Source organism: Agrobacterium sp. V1, from assembly GCF_030518355.1.
Taxonomy (GTDB): domain Bacteria; phylum Pseudomonadota; class Alphaproteobacteria; order Rhizobiales; family Rhizobiaceae; genus Agrobacterium; species Agrobacterium cucumeris.
In genome coordinates this window covers 1,754,804-1,772,362 of sequence record NZ_JAULSF010000002.1, presented here as the reverse complement: position 1 = coordinate 1,772,362, position 17,559 = coordinate 1,754,804, and the positions used below count along the sequence as shown (strand labels likewise).

14 protein-coding genes are annotated in these 17,559 nt (G+C 60.2%); 6 read left to right on the top strand and 8 right to left on the bottom strand.

Annotation, left to right across the window (positions count from 1 at the left end; all coding sequences use genetic code 11):
• Positions 1-6: 6 nt before the first annotated feature.
• The 4 genes from QSV77_RS21930 to QSV77_RS21915 are packed head-to-tail and all read right to left on the bottom strand — an operon-like array spanning position 7 to position 2,216.
• Positions 7-867 (bottom strand): TIGR02587 family membrane protein, encoded by an 861-nt coding sequence (locus tag QSV77_RS21930; protein ID WP_302735047.1) that lies wholly within the window; start codon positions 865-867, stop codon positions 7-9.
• Between the two features lie 52 nt (positions 868-919).
• The gene (locus tag QSV77_RS21925) at positions 920-1,360 is read right to left on the bottom strand and encodes a PPC domain-containing DNA-binding protein (protein ID WP_302735046.1); all 441 of its coding nucleotides are present in this window, start codon (positions 1,358-1,360) and stop codon (positions 920-922) included.
• A gap of 55 nt (positions 1,361-1,415) precedes the next feature.
• Positions 1,416-1,976 (bottom strand): type 1 glutamine amidotransferase domain-containing protein, encoded by a 561-nt coding sequence (locus QSV77_RS21920; RefSeq protein ID WP_302735045.1) that lies wholly within the window; start codon positions 1,974-1,976, stop codon positions 1,416-1,418.
• A gap of 18 nt (positions 1,977-1,994) precedes the next feature.
• Positions 1,995-2,216, bottom strand: a complete 222-nt coding sequence (locus tag QSV77_RS21915; RefSeq protein ID WP_142842415.1) for a hypothetical protein — start codon at positions 2,214-2,216, stop codon at positions 1,995-1,997.
• A 290-nt stretch (positions 2,217-2,506) separates the two neighbouring features.
• On the opposite strand from QSV77_RS21915, the gene QSV77_RS21910 reads away from it, so the two are divergent.
• From QSV77_RS21910 to QSV77_RS21900, 3 genes are read left to right on the top strand one after another with little or no spacing between them, the layout of a single operon-like run.
• Positions 2,507-3,337, top strand: a complete 831-nt coding sequence (locus QSV77_RS21910) for an N-formylglutamate amidohydrolase (protein ID WP_302735044.1) — start codon at positions 2,507-2,509, stop codon at positions 3,335-3,337.
• Entirely contained in the window at positions 3,334-5,211 is a 1,878-nt protein-coding gene (locus tag QSV77_RS21905) for a flavohemoglobin expression-modulating QEGLA motif protein (protein ID WP_302735043.1), read from the top strand. The genes QSV77_RS21910 and QSV77_RS21905 overlap by 4 nt, the downstream gene beginning before the upstream one ends.
• Before the next feature lie 10 nt (positions 5,212-5,221).
• Positions 5,222-6,268 (top strand): glutathione synthase, encoded by a 1,047-nt coding sequence (locus tag QSV77_RS21900; RefSeq protein ID WP_269701745.1) that lies wholly within the window; start codon positions 5,222-5,224, stop codon positions 6,266-6,268.
• 1 nt (position 6,269) lies between these two features.
• Here the strand turns inward: QSV77_RS21900 and QSV77_RS21895 are convergent, their stop codons facing one another.
• Both QSV77_RS21895 and QSV77_RS21890 read right to left on the bottom strand, forming a co-directional pair.
• On the bottom strand, positions 6,270-7,292 hold the full coding sequence (locus QSV77_RS21895) for an NAD-dependent epimerase (RefSeq protein ID WP_302735042.1): 1,023 nt from the start codon (positions 7,290-7,292) through the stop codon (positions 6,270-6,272).
• 86 nt (positions 7,293-7,378) lie between these two features.
• Entirely contained in the window at positions 7,379-8,710 is a 1,332-nt protein-coding gene (locus QSV77_RS21890; RefSeq protein WP_080828280.1) for a UDP-glucose/GDP-mannose dehydrogenase family protein, read from the bottom strand.
• Between the two features lie 382 nt (positions 8,711-9,092).
• On the opposite strand from QSV77_RS21890, the gene QSV77_RS21885 reads away from it, so the two are divergent.
• Both QSV77_RS21885 and QSV77_RS21880 read left to right on the top strand, forming a co-directional pair.
• Positions 9,093-9,980, top strand: coding sequence for a DMT family transporter (locus QSV77_RS21885; protein WP_142842410.1), 888 nt, complete (start codon positions 9,093-9,095; stop codon positions 9,978-9,980).
• Positions 9,981-10,085: 105 nt separating this feature from the next.
• A complete protein-coding gene (locus QSV77_RS21880; protein ID WP_302735041.1) occupies positions 10,086-11,066 on the top strand; it encodes a glutathione S-transferase family protein in 981 nt (326 codons plus the stop codon).
• Between the two features lie 12 nt (positions 11,067-11,078).
• Here QSV77_RS21880 and QSV77_RS21875 read toward each other — a convergent pair whose 3' ends face one another.
• Positions 11,079-11,981, bottom strand: a complete 903-nt coding sequence (locus QSV77_RS21875; protein ID WP_142842408.1) for a LysR substrate-binding domain-containing protein — start codon at positions 11,979-11,981, stop codon at positions 11,079-11,081.
• A gap of 202 nt (positions 11,982-12,183) precedes the next feature.
• Between QSV77_RS21875 and QSV77_RS21870 the strand changes: the two genes are divergently transcribed.
• The gene (locus QSV77_RS21870) at positions 12,184-13,713 is read left to right on the top strand and encodes an aldehyde dehydrogenase family protein (protein WP_142842407.1); all 1,530 of its coding nucleotides are present in this window, start codon (positions 12,184-12,186) and stop codon (positions 13,711-13,713) included.
• 102 nt (positions 13,714-13,815) lie between these two features.
• Here the strand turns inward: QSV77_RS21870 and putA are convergent, their stop codons facing one another.
• On the bottom strand, positions 13,816-17,490 hold the full coding sequence (putA, locus tag QSV77_RS21865; RefSeq protein ID WP_302735040.1) for a trifunctional transcriptional regulator/proline dehydrogenase/L-glutamate gamma-semialdehyde dehydrogenase: 3,675 nt from the start codon (positions 17,488-17,490) through the stop codon (positions 13,816-13,818).
• Positions 17,491-17,559: the final 69 nt, after the last annotated feature.

Here is a 17,559-nt window from a genome sequence, read left to right as displayed (position 1 = left end):
TTGTCCTCACAGGATCAATCGGGCGGAGGCCGCGCCGATCGAAGCGGGAACGCCCAGAATGACGGCGGCACTCATGATCTGCGACAGCGACGTATGGTCGAGACGCTCGAAGGTCCAGAGCGTGTAGATGCTGATGGCGATGGCGATGACATAGCCCGGCAGGGTAAAACGGATGAAGGACTGCCACCAATGCTGCCCCTCATGCAGCTGGTGAGAGCCCTTGAAATGAAGCGCATAGACAAAGCCGTGCATGATGGCGATCGACAGCAGGCAAAGCGCCAGAATGTGATAGGGCGTCACCTTGTAGGCGATCAGGATCATTTCTTCCGTCGGCGCGACATTGAGGTTGAGAAAGAGCGCGCCGACCATCATCATGAACAGTTCGTGCAGATAACCGGTCTTGCCGGAATATTCGCCTTCCTCTTCGTCCTGCGCATCCGAATGCTGGCCGAGCTGACTGCGGCCGAGCAACGCGCCGATGCTCGCCGGCACGGATTGCAGCGCAATCTTGGTGATGATGGTGGAGACGGTCATCTGGTCGTTCAGGATACCGAACAGCAGCAGCACAGCGGCGCTTACGGCTATGCCGAGCCCATAGGCCGTGATCGCGTCACGCAGCGCCTGGCCCCAGGAATGAATATTCTCAAAGCCGATGCGGCGAGCGAGAAGCAGCAGCAGCGGCAGGTTGAGGATGCAGAGTAGCAGCAGCCGCCACGGATTGATGTAAAGACCGAGAAACCACATTTCCATGGTCATCAGCATCGGCAGGGCAAACAGCAGGGCACCCGCCGTGCCGCGTGCCAGACCGGTCAGAAACTGTCTGACCTCATCGTCACCGGTGTCTTTTCGATTGATTGCTGCCGCCATGCCGCCCCTCACATGGGGGAATAACGCAATGGTGTTTTTCCAGTTCCGCCGTTTATTTGGCGGGATCGATAAGGGCGATACCGAATTCCGGGCGATAGCTGCGCCGCAATTCCGCGGGTGTTTCGCGGATGACCACTTCAAGCGTTGGTCGCACCACGCCCTTCAAAAAATGGCCGCCTTTTGTAGACCCGTCGGCAAAACCCAGAACCACATGCAGATGCGGATTGGGGTCATCGTTTTCATCAAGGGTAATGTCACCGAGCAGGCTCAGAACCTCGCTCTGCTGGGTGACCGGTATTTCCTTGTACTCCCGCGTCGAAAGATCGAAAAAGGCGAGGGTTGCCGTTGAAAAGGCACCGATGGCCGTCACCGAAGCGGCGTTGATGTTCTCCGTGCCCGCAAAACGGCGGATGGCCTCGAAGGCTTCTTCCTCCGGCTCGATGACGAGAATGAAAGTGCGCTCCGCGCCGCTCGCCAGCAATCTGCTTTTCATGGGTCTCTCCCAATAAAAGTGCCGCCGGAAACCGGCGGCACAGGTTGTTTGGTCCTCAGGCGGCGCGGCGCTCGTGGCGACCTTTCTCAACCTCTTCGACGATTTTCGCAACGAAGGCATCGAGGTCCTCGGGACTGCGGGAGGTGATCATGCCCTTGTCCGTCACCACCTTTTCGTCCTTCCAGTTGGCGCCGGCATTTTTCAGGTCTGTCTTGATCGACCAGTAAGAGGTGGCGTCACGACCGCGCAGGGCGTCCGCCTCCACCAGCAGCCAGGGCGCATGGCAGATGGCAGCCACCACCTTGCCGGATTTGACGAAATCGCGCACCACGCGCATCGCATCCTCATCATGGCGCAGAATATCCGGGTTGATCTGGCCGCCCGGAAGAACCAGCGCGTCAAAATCATCCGATTTGACGGTCTTGGCGGAAAGATCCACCGCGATGCTGTCGCCCCAGTTCTTTTCATCCCAGCTCTTGATTTCGCCCGTTTTGATCGAAGCGATCTTTACATCGGCACCTCTGGCCTTCAGCTGGTCGTAGGGCACCCTGAGTTCCGAGCGCTCATAGCCGTCGGTTGCGAGAATGACGATTTTTGCAGCGTTGATTGAAGTCATGTCTGTCTCCTTCTGTGTTCAGTCGTCCTTGTCCGAATTCACCGAGGGCAGGAAAAATTCCACGTCCTTGCGGCGTTCGGCCTCGAGATTTTCGATGTGCGTTTGCCAGAATGTCTCAGCGTCTGCCGGTTCCTGATCCCATTGGCGCACGAAGGTCTTGTTATCGTCGATCATCACCTGACGTGTGCCGCCAAGTCGCAGATATTCTTCCGCAAGTTTGCGCGTTTCGGTCTTTTCCATGTCGCAGCTCCTTGTGCGCGGAAAGTGGGGACGGAGGGGCGCCGGATGGGTAAGAAGCTCGACTGCCGCTTCGTTGGCCAACGGGAGAAAACGGAAAAATCCCGATGTTCTTCGGCACCATCACGTCCGTTTGACACGGCGGCCCTCCTGCCAGAACAACGTGAGCTTTCCGGTATGGTTCCGTAGTTTTTCGGGCGGTGTCCGTGCAGGGGGCAAATGTATCGTGCGCAATTTTTCCCGGAACAAACGGGCAAGTCGCGTTGTTTTACACCCGATGCAGGGGAGGCAGCATGGCAGCCAGACACAGCGACGGCGAACATTACGGTCACAACCAAAACAAGGGTTTCTGGTCGATCGACTTCGGCAATTCCCCCGTTGTCGGCACAGCCATTCATGACGGCCATTTCATTCGCCCGGAAGTGGCGGGGCTCATGGCTCTTTCACCTGAGCAGAGGCTGCGCGAGGAAGACCCCTTCACCGGCGAGATGATTTCGGGGCTGACAAATCGTCTCGTTGTTCATCATTCTCGCTTCGAAATCGATCTCAACCGCGCTGCCGATCAGGCGATTTACCTGAAGCCCGAGCAATCCTGGGGGCTTGAAGTCTGGAACGAGCAGCCGGCAGAACAAGCGCTCCGGCAATCGCTCGATTTCCACGCCGATTATTATGCGATGCTGGAGGCGGTTCTGTCGACGGTGGAGCGACGGCATGGTGCTTTCGTGGTTCTGGACGTGCACAGCTATAATCATCGCCGGCAGGGCGCTGCCGCGCCTGCGACGGCGCAGGCGGAAGCGCCCGATATCAATATCGGTACATTTTCCATGGATCGCAACCGCTGGAGCGATGTGGTCAGTGCTGTCGGTCATCATTTCGCCTCAGCGACCATCGGTGGTCGACGCCTTGATGTTCGCGAAAACGTGGCGTTTCAGGGCAAAGGGGAACAGACCCGCTTTATCCACGAACGCTTTGCCGAAAACGGCTGCGCGATCGCGATCGAGTTCAAGAAATTCTTCATGGATGAGTGGACGGGAAGACCGGACACACGGGTGATATCGGATATCCGTGATATGATCGCTGCCCTTCAGCCGGTTCTCGAAAAATGCCTGGGGTCGCGGCGATGAGCGTTTCTTCCGCCCGCAGCGAGCCTTTTCCCATCGTCGACTTGGTGGATGATGTCGTCGCCTGCCTGGAGGGCGGCAAGGCTATCCGCCGGGATGTCGGAAAAAACGGCAGGCTGCACATCGACCGGCCGCTGCCATTCCTCTGCCTGCATCTGACGGGAGGTACGAAAGATCTTGCCGCGCGCGATATTGCCGCCGCCCATGCATCCTATCTCATCGCTTCCACCATTCAGGAGGCCGCGCCGCTGATCGAGGCTGTGGGCGCCGCCATGCTGCAGCGTTTCGGCGCCTTCATAGTCCTCGATATCGGTGAACTGGAACACGATATTCTACTGGCCGACGACTCCCCCTTTCTGCCGCATTATGAGGTTTCCGTTTCAGCGACTTCAGAACCGGAAACGCAGAAAGCCCGCCGGGTCTTCATCAAGGCCGTCTGTGATGCCGAAGTGCGGTTTCGCACGCCGCGTATCACCCGGCCGGAGCCGGAAGCCGATCCGATCCTCAGGTTTCAGAATACCGGTCTGGATTTTCCCTGCATCAGCGTGCGCTTCGCGCCGATCTATCGACAGCCGGAATCCGGTGCCGATTATCCCGGCCTGCGCGAAACGATGATTGCCGATCTTTTCGATGCGGGTTTGCAGGCCTTCTCGTCATTTTCCGCCGGTATGGATGCGCTGAAGGTCACCAGCCACCGGGCGCTTGGCCGCAAGGCCTTTGTCGATGCCGTCCGGCGTGCCGACCGCTCGGTGGATGAGATCGTTTCATCCTTCGATTTTCTTCTGTCGGTTACGCCGATCAATGCCCGCCGGGCCTTTGAGGAGTTTCGCGATGGCAGCTTTCAGTTTGCGCCACGCCTGCTTTACCGGCCGCTCGGCGTTGATGTCGAGGAGCAGAAACGCAAGCTCTATTCCGTCGTTTTCGATCATCTGGAAGACCCGGTGCTCTATCACCTCTACCGGGAGAAACAGCAGGAGATCGACCTGCAACTGACGATGCTTGCGAACCTGCATCATCGCACCTTCACCGATTTTTCACGCGCCCTCTATGGCGCCGTCGAACCCGCTCTTCTGACGCTGGCGCTTCGTGTGCTTGAGGATTGCCCACGCGCCCAGGAAAGCGGCGAAATCGCCATGGTGGACTGTTACGCGGTCGCCAGAAAATCGCGCGAGATGGTCGAGACCTATCTGGCGGAAGAGCCGGAATTCAAGGCTCGCGTCGAAATCCGCGACGACCTGCCGCCCGGCCTGATGGTGACGGGCGAGAAGCTCTTGATTTCCCGCCACACCGTCATGGAACAGCGCCGTGTCGAAGCACTGCTGTCGCATGAGATCGGCGTGCATCTTCTTACCTATTTCAACGGTTCGTTTCAGGGCCTGCGGCTCTTCCGCACCGGCCTTTCCGGTTACGAGGGCGTGCAGGAAGGGCTGGCGGTGCTGGCGGAACATCTGGCCGGTGGCATGACGCGTGAGCGCCTGCGGCTGATTGCCGGCCGCGTCGTCGGCTGCGCCACCATGCTTGATGGCGCGACATTCGTTGAGACCTTCCGCATCATGACCCGTGATCACGGTTTCGACGAGGCAGGCGCCTTCAATATGGTGCTGCGCATCTATCGCGGCGGCGGCCTGTCGAAGGACGCCATTTATCTGCGCGGGCTGGCCGAGGTGCTGGAGCATCTGCGCAGGGGCGGGGCGCTTGATCCATTCTGGATGGGCAAGATCGCCGCTCAACATTTCCCGGTCATGCAGGAACTGGCCCTGCGCGGCCTTTTGCGTCCGCCGGGTGTCAGACCCGCATTTCTGCTGCCCGCCAAGGCCAATGAACGGCTGGAAAAAATACGGGCGGGATTATCCATTGCCGAACTGGCAACATTATAGGAGGGGCTTCATGCGTATCGCATTTTTCGTCAATTCAATCGAAACCGAGGGACCGAATTACGCCACCGGCCTGCTGGCCATGGCGGCGCTCAATCGCGGCCATGAGGTAGTCTACCTGACGCCCGGCGACTTCACTTTGCGCTCGGATGACAGCCTGACCATCCATGCCACCGTGCTGCCGAAGGCGAAAATCAAAAAGGGCGAGACGTTCCACACCACGCTTCAGGATAAGGCGCTGGAGCGGCGGACCATGGATATCGAGGAAATCGATGCACTGATGCTGCGCAACGACCCGTCGCTCGACCAGACGACGCGGCCGTGGGCGGTGCATGCCGGCATCCTGTTCGGGCGGCTTGCCGAACAGCGCGGCGTCGTGGTTCTGAACGATCCGGAAGGTCTGGCGCTCGCCCAGAACAAGCTCTATTTCCAGAGCTTTCCGGAAATCGTCCGGCCGACCACGATCATTTCGCGCAATGTCGATGAGATCCGCGCCTTTGCCGATGCGCATCCCAAGGGCGTCATCGTCAAGCCGCTGCAGGGTTCGGGCGGCAAGAACGTCTTCAAGATCGGTTCCAGCAAGGAAGCCAATCTCAACCAGATTTTCGAGGCGGTGAGCCTCGAGGGTTATCTGATCGCGCAGGCCTATCTGCCGGCCGCCAAGGACGGGGACATCCGCTTCTTCATGATGAATGGCCGACCGCTGATGCGGGACGGCAAATATGCCGCACTCCGCCGTGTGCCGGCGAAAGGCGATCTGCGCTCGAACATCCACGCCCAGGGCACGGCGGAAGCCGTGAAGGTGACGGACGACATCGTGGCACTTGCCGAAATGATGCGGCCGAAGCTCGTGGAGGACGGCATGTTTCTGGTCGGGCTCGATATCGTCGGTGACAAGATACTGGAAGTGAATGTGTTTTCGCCCGGTGGCTTGTCGAATATCCTCGAACTCACCAATGTCGATTTCAGTGATACGATCATCGACGCGGTGGAAACCAAAGTCTCCATGCAGGCCGCATCGGGTGGGGCCCTCTCCAACCGGTTGCTCGCAACGCTCTGAACTACTCCCGCAGTTCGGCTGATTGCATTTTCCGATACCAGGCGACGAGGGCCTTGATGCCCTCTTCGACCGGGGTCTGCGGCACATAACCGGTCAGCGCCCTCAGAAGATCGGGTGAGGCAAAGGTGCGCGGAACGTCGCCCTGCTGCATCGGCAGCATGTTGCGGATTGCCGGCTTGCCGACTGCCTTTTCGATCGTTTCGACGAAATGCATCAGCTCCACCGGCTGGCCGCCGCCAATATTGACGACGCGGAAGGGCGCGTGGTGCGAGAGCGTGTCGATGACACCATCCTGTGTAACCCGGTTTTCTTCCGACGGGATGATCTGGCTCAGCCGGACGATGCCTTCGACCAGATCGTCGATATAGGTGAAGTCGCGGCTCATATTGCCCTGGCCATAAATGTCGATTGGCCGGCCGTTGGAGACGGCGTCGACGAATTTGATCGGCGCCATGTCCGGCCGTCCCCACGGCCCGTAGACCGTGAAGAAGCGGAAGGCGGTGGTGGGCAATTTGTGCAGATGGGCATAGCTGTGCGCCATCAGCTCCATCGATTTTTTGGTGGCGGCATAAAGCGTCATCGGCTCGTCGGCCTTGTCGCTTTCCGCAAAGGGGATTTTTTCGTTGGCGCCGTAGATGGAGGAGGTCGATGCCAGCATCAGGTGTTTGACATCAAGGCTTCTCGCGAGCTCCAGCATGTTGAACGAGCCGATGAGATTGGAATCGATATAGGCGCGCGGATTTTCAAGGCTGTAACGAACACCGGCCTGGGCGGCGAGATGGATGATGATCTCAGGTTCTGCGGCCTCCGCCGCCCGCTTCAGCGCATCGGTATCTTCGAGCATACCGATTTCGGCCCGGAAGCCGTTGGAGCGGGAAAGGATGGCGTGGCGTTTTTCTTTCAGGCTGACATCGTAATATTTCGTCATGCCGTCGAAGCCGGTCACGAAGTGTCCGGCATCCAGCAGCCGCTTTGCGACGTAAAAGCCGATGAAGCCTGCCGTGCCGGTAACCAGATAACGCATGATGACTATATCCCGAATCTGTTGGTGCGTTTGCGGTTAAACCGAAGCGCGAGAATTGTTTCAGTGAAATTCCAGACGACGAAGCGCTAGAGTTCCTTGCCGGCGGTATCCTCATGCGGGCGGCCGACGGCGGCATAGATGAAACCATGCGCGGCAACTTCATCGGTGCGGTAAATATTACGCAGGTCCACCAGAACAGGGCTTTTCATGATCGCCTTCAGGCGCGGCAGATCAAGCGCGCGGAACTGGTTCCATTCCGTCACGATCACCACGGCATCGGCATCTTGCGCTGCCTCGTAGGGGCCCGTTGCGTATTCGATATCCTCCATCAGATGGCGGGCATTCGCCATGCCTTCGGGATCGTAACCGACCACTTTTGCCCCACCGTCCTGCAGGGTCTGGATGATGGCGATCGCCGGGCTGTCGCGCATGTCGTCGGTATTGGGCTTGAAGGTGAGGCCAAGCACGGCGATCTTCTTGCCACGCACGTCGCCGCCCACGGCATTGATGACCTTGCGGCCCATGGCGCGCTTGCGATTGTCGTTGATGGCGATGGTGGTTTCGATCAGCCGCACCGGCGCGTCATAATCCTGCGCGGTCTTGGCAAGCGCCAGCGTATCCTTTGGGAAACAGGATCCACCATAACCGGGGCCCGCATGCAGGAACTTCGAGCCGATGCGGCCATCGAGACCGATGCCGCGCGACACGTCCTGTACATTGGCGCCGACTTTTTCGCAGAGGTCCGCCATTTCGTTGATGAAGGTGATCTTCATCGCCAGAAAGGCGTTGGCGGCATATTTGATCAGTTCCGACGCGCGCCGCGTGGTGAAGAGCAGCGGCGACTGGTTGAGGTAGAGCGGACGGTAAACTTCGGTCATGACAGGGCGGGCCCGCTCGTCCGAAAGGCCGACGACGATACGGTCCGGCCGCTTGAAATCCTCGATGGCTGCCCCTTCGCGCAGGAATTCCGGGTTGGACACCACGGCGAAATCGGCGGAGGGATTTTCCTCGCGAATGATGCGCTCCACCTCATCGCCGGTGCCGACCGGAACGGTCGATTTGGTGACGATGACGGTGAAACCGTCCAGCGCATGGGCGATCTCTTTTGCCGCCGCATAGACATAACCGAGATCCGCATGGCCATCGCCGCGCCGCGAGGGTGTGCCGACCGCGATGAAGACGACCTCGGCATTGGCGACGGCAGCGGAAAGATCGGTGGTGAAACTCAACCGGCCGGCCCTGGCGTTATTGGCGACGATCGTCTCCAGACCCGGTTCGAAGATCGGAATATGGCCGTTTTTCAGGGCCTCGATCTTCTCCGGCATCTTGTCGACGCAGACCACATCGTGGCCGAAATCTGCAAAACACGCGCCGGACACGAGGCCGACATAACCCGAACCGATCATCACTATCCGCATTCTTTTTCCTTTCGGTTAGCGAGGCCATGTTAACGCGGCAATACCAGCCGGGGAAATCGGCGGGCGAAAATTACACGATAATATTTAGCCGCCTTCACGCCCGTCGCCAAGCGCCACGATGAACACCGGCTAACCTCTTTCCATGACGGTGATGTGATGGCGGTGGCGGGACAAATTTGCCGCACCTTGCAGCCATTTGCACCGGCCGGGTCCAATCGGGCAATTTTGCGTCTTTTGCGGCTTGCACTCATAGGTAGCCGGGTCTAGCCATAGGGCTGAGGATCAAATCTGCCAGACTGTCTGTCCCACAAAGGGGCGTCCGGGTCGCGTTTAACGCGACCGGGAGAAGCTTTGCGTTGCGGTCGGTGTTCGGGGAAGTCAAATGCAAAAGGGTTTTCTGCTCGGTCTGTTCGCTTATGCGACCTTTTCCATGGGCGATGCCACCATCAAGTCGCTTGGATCGCAGATCAGCGTTTTCGAAATCGGCTTCTTCAGCATTCTCTTCTCCGGCATCTTCATCTTCTTCAGCAAGCCGCGTGAGGAAAGGTGGCGTGAATTCTGGCGGATGAGCCGGCCATTCGCCGTGCATGGCCGCGCGATTTCCGGCCTCTTCGCCGGCATTTTCGGCATCTATGCCTTCACCACCATTCCGCTGGCGGAAGCCTATGCGCTGATCTTCCTGTCGCCGCTTTTCGTCACCGTGCTTTCCGCCGTGGTGCTGAAGGAGAATATCGGCCCATGGCGCTGGGCGGCGGTTCTGGCCGGCATCGTCGGCGTCATCCTCGTGGTGCGGCCGGGCTTCAAGTCGCTCGAACTCGGGCATTTTGCCGCCATCGGCGTGGCGTTCCTGGCGGCGATGACCATCGTGCTGCTGCGCTCGCTGGCGGGAAAGGAAAAGCGCACCTCGATCATGGGTGTGCTGTTGATTTACGGCCTGACTTTTAATGGGATCGCGTCCATTCCCGATTTCGTCATGCCCAACCTGCACCAGCTTCTGGCCTTCGCTTTCATCGGCCTTTGCACGGCGACGGGACAGATCACCCTTCTGGTCGCGACCCGCATCGCGCCGGCAAGCCAGATCGCGCCATCGCATTATTCGCAAATCCTCTGGGCGGTGGCGATCGGCATGACCTTCTTTCACGAATATCCTGACGCCGTTGCGGTGCTGGGTCTAGCGGTCATCGCTGGATCGGGACTTCTGACGATGATCCGCGAAAAGGTAAGGCTCGGCACCGTGCGCTGGAACCCGTTTTTCCGCAATCGCCTGTGAACCCTTCTGCCGATCGGAAACAGTGCGTCAACCGAAGCGTGGCTTGTGGCGAGGTGGCGACCCGGCCCATAAGGCTTTCATCTTTAGATGAACAGGGAGCCGCAAATGCTCGTGGATGGAAAATGGACCGCCGAATGGCATCCGGTGCAGGCAACCGACAAGAAGGGTGGCTTTGTTCGCCAAACCTCCGGTTTCCGCAACTGGGTAACGCCTGATGGCTCGGCGGGACCAACGGGCGAGGGCGGTTTTGCGGCTGAGGCCGGTCGCTACCACCTCTATGTCGCGCTGATCTGCCCATGGGCATCGCGAACGCTGATCGGCCGCAAGCTGAAGAAGCTCGAAGAGGTGATTTCCGTTTCCGTGGTCGAGCCGGCGCTTTCGGACGAAGGCTGGAAATTCGGCGACTATCCGGGTTCGGATCGGGACGTGCTGAATGGTTTCACCCACGTGCATGAGGCCTATACCAGCGCCGACCCGCATTATACCGGTCGTGCCACCGTCCCGGTGCTTTGGGACAGGAAGACGAAAACCGTCGTCAACAATGAATCTGCCGATATTCTGCGCATGCTGAATTCCGGTTTCGGTGATCTCGCCGATAATGCGATCGACCTTTATCCGGCGGCGCTGCGCGACGGGATCGACGCTCTCAACGAGCATATCTATCCGCGTCTCAACAACGGCGTTTACAGAACCGGGTTTGCCACCACGCAGGTGGCTTATGAGGAAGCCTTTGCCGAGGTTTTCGAAACGCTCGATGAGCTTGAGACACGGCTGGCGACGGGCGGACCTTTCCTCTTCGGTGATCTTCTGACCGAAACGGATGTCCGGCTTTTTGTGACGCTGGTTCGTTTTGACGCCGCCTATTACGGCCTGTTCAAATGCAATCTTCGCCGCATTGCCGATTATCCCGCGCTGCAGGCCTATATGATGCGGATGCTGAACGTTCCCGGCGTGCGCGACACGGTCAATATCGACCATATCAAGCGCGGTTATTATTCCATCAAGGCGCTCAACCCGACCCGGATCGTGCCGGTCGGCCCCGATCTTCCTGGGCTTGATGAGGTCTCCCTCTGGTCCTCGAAGTGACGGGATAACGGACTAGACAGGCTTGCCGACCTGCTCGAGCAGCCAGGCCTGAAATGCGCGGGCGAGCGCATTGTCCTGCCGCCCTTCCGGCAGGGCGACGTAATAGCTCTTGTCCGTCTGCAAAGGGATGTCGAAGACGATTTCGAGGCGGCCGGAGGCAAGTTCCGCCTCGATGAGATATTTCGGCAGAAGGGCAAAACCGATACCGCTTGCGGCAGCTTCGATGATCATCGAGAACTGGTCGAAACGGCTGCCGTGATAGGCGTTTCCCGCCGTCACCCCGTTCATCTCCAGCCATTCCGTCCATAGTTTGGGCCGCGTCGTCACATGCAATAATGGGTGTTCGGCCAAATCCTGCGCCCGGTTCACTTTGGCGCGGCCAAGCAGGGCGGGACTGGCGACGGGCACGATCACCTCGTTGCATAAAAACGTGCAGGTGCCATGCGCCCAGACCGGTTGGCCATAATGAATGGCGAGATCGAAACCTTCCTCGTCGAAATCGAACGGATGCGAGCGCGAGCCGATCGTGATCGCCATATCCGGATTGGCATCGATGAAGCGGGAGAGGCGCGGCATAAGCCAGCGGGAGCCAAAGGTCGGTAACGTTGCGACGGAAAGCGATGCGTGCGATGTTCCGGCCGAAACCGCACGCACCATCAGCTGTTCGGATTGCTGCAACAGGCGCCGCACATCGGGCAGGAATTTACGCCCCGCTTCCGAAAGCACGACCCGCCTGCGGATGCGCTCGAAAAGCTGCATTCCCGTCTGCGCTTCCAGTTCGCCGATCTGCCGGCTCACCGCGCTCTGCGTGAGGTTGAGTTCTTCCGCCGCGCGGGTAAAATTGCCGTGCCTTGCCGCGCATTCAAACGCCTGCAGGGTGACGATATCTGGGACCAGTCTTCTGCGCGGATCCATTCCATTCTCGCATCAACTTACCCGCTTTCCTCATTGGAAAAGGGTTGTTATGCCCATATATGATTACGGGAAAGAATGGAATGGTGTTTTGCCGGCTTGGCGGCACCGTTGACAAATTCGGGGAAAGAAGAGCGACGGGAGTTGAAAGCGCCGTATCAAAAACGGCCTTTCCTCCCCTTTCAGCCAAAAAGGATAATTGGACATGGATGCGACCACGAAGCTTGACGTGAAACAGGAAGCCGCCGCCCTTCTCGACAGAATGGGTGTTGCGCGCGATCTTTATACCGGCGGCAACATGGCGTCCTTCAGCCCGGTGACGGGTGAACAGGTCGCAAACCTGAAGACCGTTTCGGTCGAGGGCGTGGCAGCCGTGGTCGACAAGGCTGATGCCGCCTTCAAGCAATGGCGCAATGTGCCGGCGCCCCGTCGTGGCGAGCTGATCCGGTTGCTCGGCGAAGAGCTGCGCGCCTTCAAGGCTGATCTCGGCCGTCTCGTGTCGCTGGAAGCGGGCAAGATCCCGTCCGAAGGTCTTGGCGAAGTGCAGGAAATGATCGATATCTGCGATTTCGCCGTCGGTCTTTCCCGCCAGCTTTATGGCCTCACAATCGCCACCGAACGTCCCGGCCACCGCATGATGGAGACCTGGCATCCGCTCGGTGTCGTCGGCGTCATCTCGGCCTTCAATTTCCCCGTCGCCGTCTGGTCGTGGAATGCCGCACTCGCCATCGTCTGCGGCAATTCGGTGGTCTGGAAGCCTTCGGAAAAGACGCCGCTGACGGCGCTGGCCGTTCAGGGCATCTTCGAACGGGCCGCCGCCCGCTTCGGCGATGCGCCGGAAGGTCTTTCGCAGCTGCTGATCGGAGATCGTGCCGTGGGTGAAGCATTGGTGGATAACCCCAAGGTGCCGCTGGTTTCGGCCACCGGCTCCACCCGCATGGGCCGTGATGTCGGCCCGCGCCTGGCAAAGCGTTTTGCCCGCGCCATTCTGGAACTCGGCGGCAACAATGCCGGTATCGTCTGCCCGTCCGCCGATCTCGACATGGCGCTGCGCGCCATCGCCTTCGGTGCCATGGGTACGGCCGGCCAGCGCTGCACCACGCTTCGCCGTCTCTTCGTGCATGACAGCGTTTACGACCAGCTCGTGCCGCGCCTGAAAAAGGCCTATGCCTCCGTCTCCGTCGGCAACCCGTTGGAAACTTCGGCACTCGTCGGCCCGCTGGTCGACAAGGCAGCGTTTGACGGCATGCAGAAGGCGCTCGAGGCGGCGAAAGCCCATGACGGCGTGGTGAATGGCGGTGGACGCGTGGATACCGGGGCGGCGGATGCCTATTATGTGAAGCCCGCGCTCGTCGAAATGCCTGAACAGGTTGGCCCGGTGCTGGAAGAGACCTTCGCGCCTATCCTCTATGTCATGAAATACAGCGATCTTGATCAGGCGATCGACGCGCATAATGCTGTCGCCGCCGGTCTGTCCTCGTCGATCTTCACCCGCGACATTCAGGAATCGGAACGTTTCCTGTCGTCGGAAGGCTCGGATTGCGGCATCGCCAACGTCAATATCGGCACCTCGGGCGCAGAAATCGGTGGCGCTTTCGGGGGCGAGAAGGAAACCGGCGGCGGCCGTGAATCCGGTTCGGATGCGTGGAAAGCCTATATGCGCCGCGCCACCAACACGGTCAATTATTCCAAGTCGCTGCCGCTGGCGCAGGGTGTGTCCTTCGACATCGAATGACATCTGTGACCTGTCGCTCATCCGGAGCGACAATGATCTGTGGTATTGCTTTTATCGGCGCGGATTTTTCCGCGCCGATTTTGTTTTGGGCAATCGTGCCGTTCAGCCGATGCTCATCAGGCTGGCATTGCCGCCGGCCGCCGTGGTGTTGACGCTGACGGAGACTTCTTCGACCAGCCAGTCGAGATTATAGGGCTGACTTTCACCGGAAAGCGCTTCCGTGGTCGCGGCCTGCACGAGAACCAGCGGGCCGGGCAGGGTGGCGATCTTTTTGTTGGTCGCCACGATACGCTCCGCATCACCCTCGACCAAGGCGCCAGCAAAAGGACCGGATTTTGCCCAGTCATCCGCCCAGACGATGCGCGAGGTGACGGTTGCCGGCAGCCCGTAGATCGATTTTTCGAGGCCAGAGGCATTGTCGATGACGGCCGTGTTTCCGGTGGCAAGTGCTGCCGCTAGCTGGCGGTAAAGCCCCTGTTCGGTTGCCGGAACCAGCAGGATGCTGCCGCGCGGATGAAGCGCATAGACGTTTCGTTCGCCGACGGGGCCTGCCAGCTCGGTTTCGAAGCCGAGGCCGGAAAGCGCCGCCGCCTGCCGTGCTGCTTCGGCCGCAACGGTTTCGCCGTTTTCATCCAGCCAGCGGGCAAGATCAACGGCGGCCTGATCCTGCTGGCTTGCAACCCGGTCGATCTTCGGCGCAGTCTGCGTCATGCGGCCGAGATAGAGCGGGCCACCGGCCTTGGGGCCGGTGCCGGAAAGACCGCGCCCGCCAAAGGGCTGCACGCCCACCACCGCGCCGATGATGTTGCGGTTCACATAAAGATTGCCGGCCGCGACGCGCGACAGCACATGCTGGATCGTATCATCGAGGCGTGTATGCAGGCCGAAGGTCAGGCCGTAACCGGTGGCGTTGATCTCGTCGATCAGCCGGTCGAGATTATCCCGCTTGAAGCGGATCACATGCAGCACCGGGCCGAATACTTCCCGTTTCAGATCAGCGAGCGATTTCATCTCGATGATGGTCGGCGGCACGAAAGTGCCCTTGCCGGTTTCACCCGCAAGCGTGATCTGTTCGATACGGTGGCCGAGCGCCCGCATGCCGTCAACATGCTTCTCAATAATGCCCTTGGCCTCAGCGGTGATGACGGGGCCGACATCGACGGAAAGCCGGTCGGTGCGGCCGATGCGCAATTCATGCAGCGCACCTTTGAGCATGGTGAGCGTGCGATCCGCCACATCTTCCTGCAGGCAGAGAATGCGCAGCGCCGAGCAGCGCTGGCCGGCGCTGTCGAAGGCTGATGCGATGACATCGGCGACAACCTGTTCGGCGAGTGCGGAGGAATCGACGATCATGGCATTCTGGCCGCCGGTTTCGGCAATCAGCGGAACCGGCTGGCCGTTCGTCAGAACCCGGCCGGCCAGCTGGCCCTGAATGAGCCGCGCCACTTCCGTCGAACCGGTGAACATCACACCCGCCGTCAGCGGTGAGCCGACAAGTGCCGCGCCCGTCTTGCCGTCGCCCGGCATAAGCTGCACGGCATCCTGCGGAACACCGGCTTCATGCAGCAGGCGTACGCCCTGCGCCGCGATCAGCGGCGTTTCTTCCGCCGGCTTTGCCAGAACCGGATTGCCGGCAACCAGTGCCGCCGCCACCTGACCGATGAAGATGGCGAGCGGGAAGTTCCACGGGCTGATGCAGACGACCGGGCCAAGCGGTGTTTCGCCAGCCTTGAAATTCTTGCGGGCTTCCGCTGCGTAATAACGCAGGAAGTCGATCGCCTCGCGCACTTCGGCAATGGCGTTGGGCATGGATTTTCCCGCCTCGCGCATGATGAGGCCCAGCAGATCTGGCATCTCGGCCTGCATTGCGTTGGCGGCGCGCTCCAGGCAGGCGGCACGCTCTTCAACCGGGGTGGAGGGCCAAATGGAGGCCGCCGCCCGCTGCATCGCCGCTTCGGCATCGGCTTCGGTCGGTTCGGTCACATGGCCGACAATATCCGTGTGGTCGCCGGGGTTGAGCACCGGCCGTGTCTGGCCGCTTGCCTGCGGCGCTGCGGCTTTCCACTCGGTTGCCGCAGCTGCCTTCAAGGTGCTGTCGAGTGCGGAGAGCGTTGTTTCACTGGACAGATCAAGGCCGGCGGAATTCTTCCGGTCCGGGCCGAAAAGACCTTCGGGCGCGGCGATACGGTCGTGCCGTGCGCCGGGAATGGCATAAGCCTTGACCACCGTGACCGGGTCTTCCAGCAGGGAATCGACCGGAACGGCGGGATCGGCGATGCGGTTGACGAAGGAGGAGTTCGCGCCGTTTTCCAGGAGACGGCGAACCAGATAGGCAAGCAGCGTCTCATGGGTGCCGACCGGGGCGTAGAAGCGGCAGGGGCGGTCGAGCTTTTTCTTGCCGACGACCTCGCTGTAAAGCGGTTCGCCCATGCCGTGCAGGCACTGGAACTCATAATCGCCAAGTTTGAATTCGGGGCCGGCCAGGTGATAGATCGTCGCCATGGACTGCGCATTGTGGGTCGCAAATTGCGGGAAGATCACGTCGCGAGCGTTGAGCAGCTTGCGGGCGCAGGCAATGTAGGAGACGTCGGTGTGCACCTTGCGGGTGAATACCGGAAAGTCCTCCAGCCCATCCACCTGCGCGCGTTTGATTTCCGCATCCCAATAAGCGCCCTTGACGAGGCGCACCATGATACGGCGGCCCGAACGGCGGGCGAGATCGATGATGTAATCCAGAACGAAGGGGCAGCGGCGGCCATAGGCCTGCACCACAAAACCGAGGCCGTTCCAGCCGGCAAGGTCCCTGTCGAGCGCCAGTTCTTCGAGAAGGTCAAGCGACAGTTCCAGCCGGTCTGCTTCTTCCGCGTCGATATTGAGGCCGATATCGTATTTCTTGCTGAGCAGCATCAGCGATTTGACGCGCGGCAGAAGCTCGGCCATCACCCGCTCGGCCTGCGCGCGGGCGTAACGCGGATGCAGCGCCGAAAGCTTGATGGAGATGCCTGGACCGCCATAGATGCCGCGGCCGGCAGAGGCCTTGCCAATGGCGTGGATGGCGTTTTCATAATCCTTGTAATAACGCTCCGCGTCCCTGGCGGTGGTCGCGGCTTCGCCCAGCATGTCGTAGGAATACTGGAAGCCCTGCTCCTCCAGCGGCTTGGAGCGTTTGATGGCTTCGCCGATCGTTTCGCCGGTCACGAATTGTTCGCCCATCATGCGCATCGCCATATCGACGCCGCGGCGGATGACGGGTTCGCCGGCCCGCGCGATCAGCTTGGTCAAGGCCGCCGAAAGGCCGCTGTCATTGACGGTCGAGGTCAGTTTGCCGGTGATGACGAGACCCCAGGTGGCGGCGTTGACGAAAAGCGAGCGCCCGCCGCCAATATGGGACTTCCAGTCGCCGCGCGCGATCTTGTCGCGGATCAGCGCATCACGGGTGGCGGTGTCGGGAATGCGCAGCAGCGCTTCGGCAAGGCACATCAGCGCCACGCCTTCATGGCTGGAGAGCGAATATTCCTGCACCAGTCCTTCGACGCCGGTGCCCCTGGTCTTGGCGCGCAGCGCCTCGATCAGCTTGCCGGCGGTGGTGCGGATGGCTTTGGTCTGCTCCTCTGTCACCGTTGCCGCCTCAATCAATGGGGCCAGGCATTCTTCCTCGGGGCGGCGATAGGCGGCGGTGATCGCCTTGCGCAGCCGGCTTTGCTCACGCACCGGCGGCGCGAAATTCTGGAAAATACCGTTCATTGCTACACCGGCGTTGCTTGCACCATCGGCCATTCTGAAAATCCTGAAAAAGCTGTTGAAGAAAGGCCGTCGGCGGCAGCGTGTCCTCCGCCCGCCGCTTTT

Bases quoted from the DNA above. Each gene is read 5' to 3' on its own strand.
- QSV77_RS21890 (WP_080828280.1), bottom strand. From the start codon at position 8,710: ATGCGGATAGTGATGATCGGTTCGGGTTATGTCGGCCTCGTGTCCGGC.
- QSV77_RS21905 (WP_302735043.1), top strand. From the start codon at position 3,334: ATGAGCGTTTCTTCCGCCCGCAGCGAGCCTTTTCCCATCGTCGACTTG.
- QSV77_RS21885 (WP_142842410.1), top strand. From the start codon at position 9,093: ATGCAAAAGGGTTTTCTGCTCGGTCTGTTCGCTTATGCGACCTTTTCC.
- QSV77_RS21875 (WP_142842408.1), bottom strand. From the start codon at position 11,981: ATGGATCCGCGCAGAAGACTGGTCCCAGATATCGTCACCCTGCAGGCG.
- QSV77_RS21915 (WP_142842415.1), bottom strand. From the start codon at position 2,216: ATGGAAAAGACCGAAACGCGCAAACTTGCGGAAGAATATCTGCGACTT.
- QSV77_RS21895 (WP_302735042.1), bottom strand. From the start codon at position 7,292: ATGCGTTATCTGGTTACCGGCACGGCAGGCTTCATCGGCTTTTACGTC.
- QSV77_RS21870 (WP_142842407.1), top strand. From the start codon at position 12,184: ATGGATGCGACCACGAAGCTTGACGTGAAACAGGAAGCCGCCGCCCTT.
- QSV77_RS21925 (WP_302735046.1), bottom strand. From the start codon at position 1,360: ATGAAAAGCAGATTGCTGGCGAGCGGCGCGGAGCGCACTTTCATTCTC.
- QSV77_RS21930 (WP_302735047.1), bottom strand. From the start codon at position 867: ATGGCGGCAGCAATCAATCGAAAAGACACCGGTGACGATGAGGTCAGA.
- QSV77_RS21900 (WP_269701745.1), top strand. From the start codon at position 5,222: ATGCGTATCGCATTTTTCGTCAATTCAATCGAAACCGAGGGACCGAAT.
- putA (WP_302735040.1), bottom strand. From the start codon at position 17,490: ATGGCCGATGGTGCAAGCAACGCCGGTGTAGCAATGAACGGTATTTTC.
- QSV77_RS21880 (WP_302735041.1), top strand. From the start codon at position 10,086: ATGCTCGTGGATGGAAAATGGACCGCCGAATGGCATCCGGTGCAGGCA.
- QSV77_RS21920 (WP_302735045.1), bottom strand. From the start codon at position 1,976: ATGACTTCAATCAACGCTGCAAAAATCGTCATTCTCGCAACCGACGGC.
- QSV77_RS21910 (WP_302735044.1), top strand. From the start codon at position 2,507: ATGGCAGCCAGACACAGCGACGGCGAACATTACGGTCACAACCAAAAC.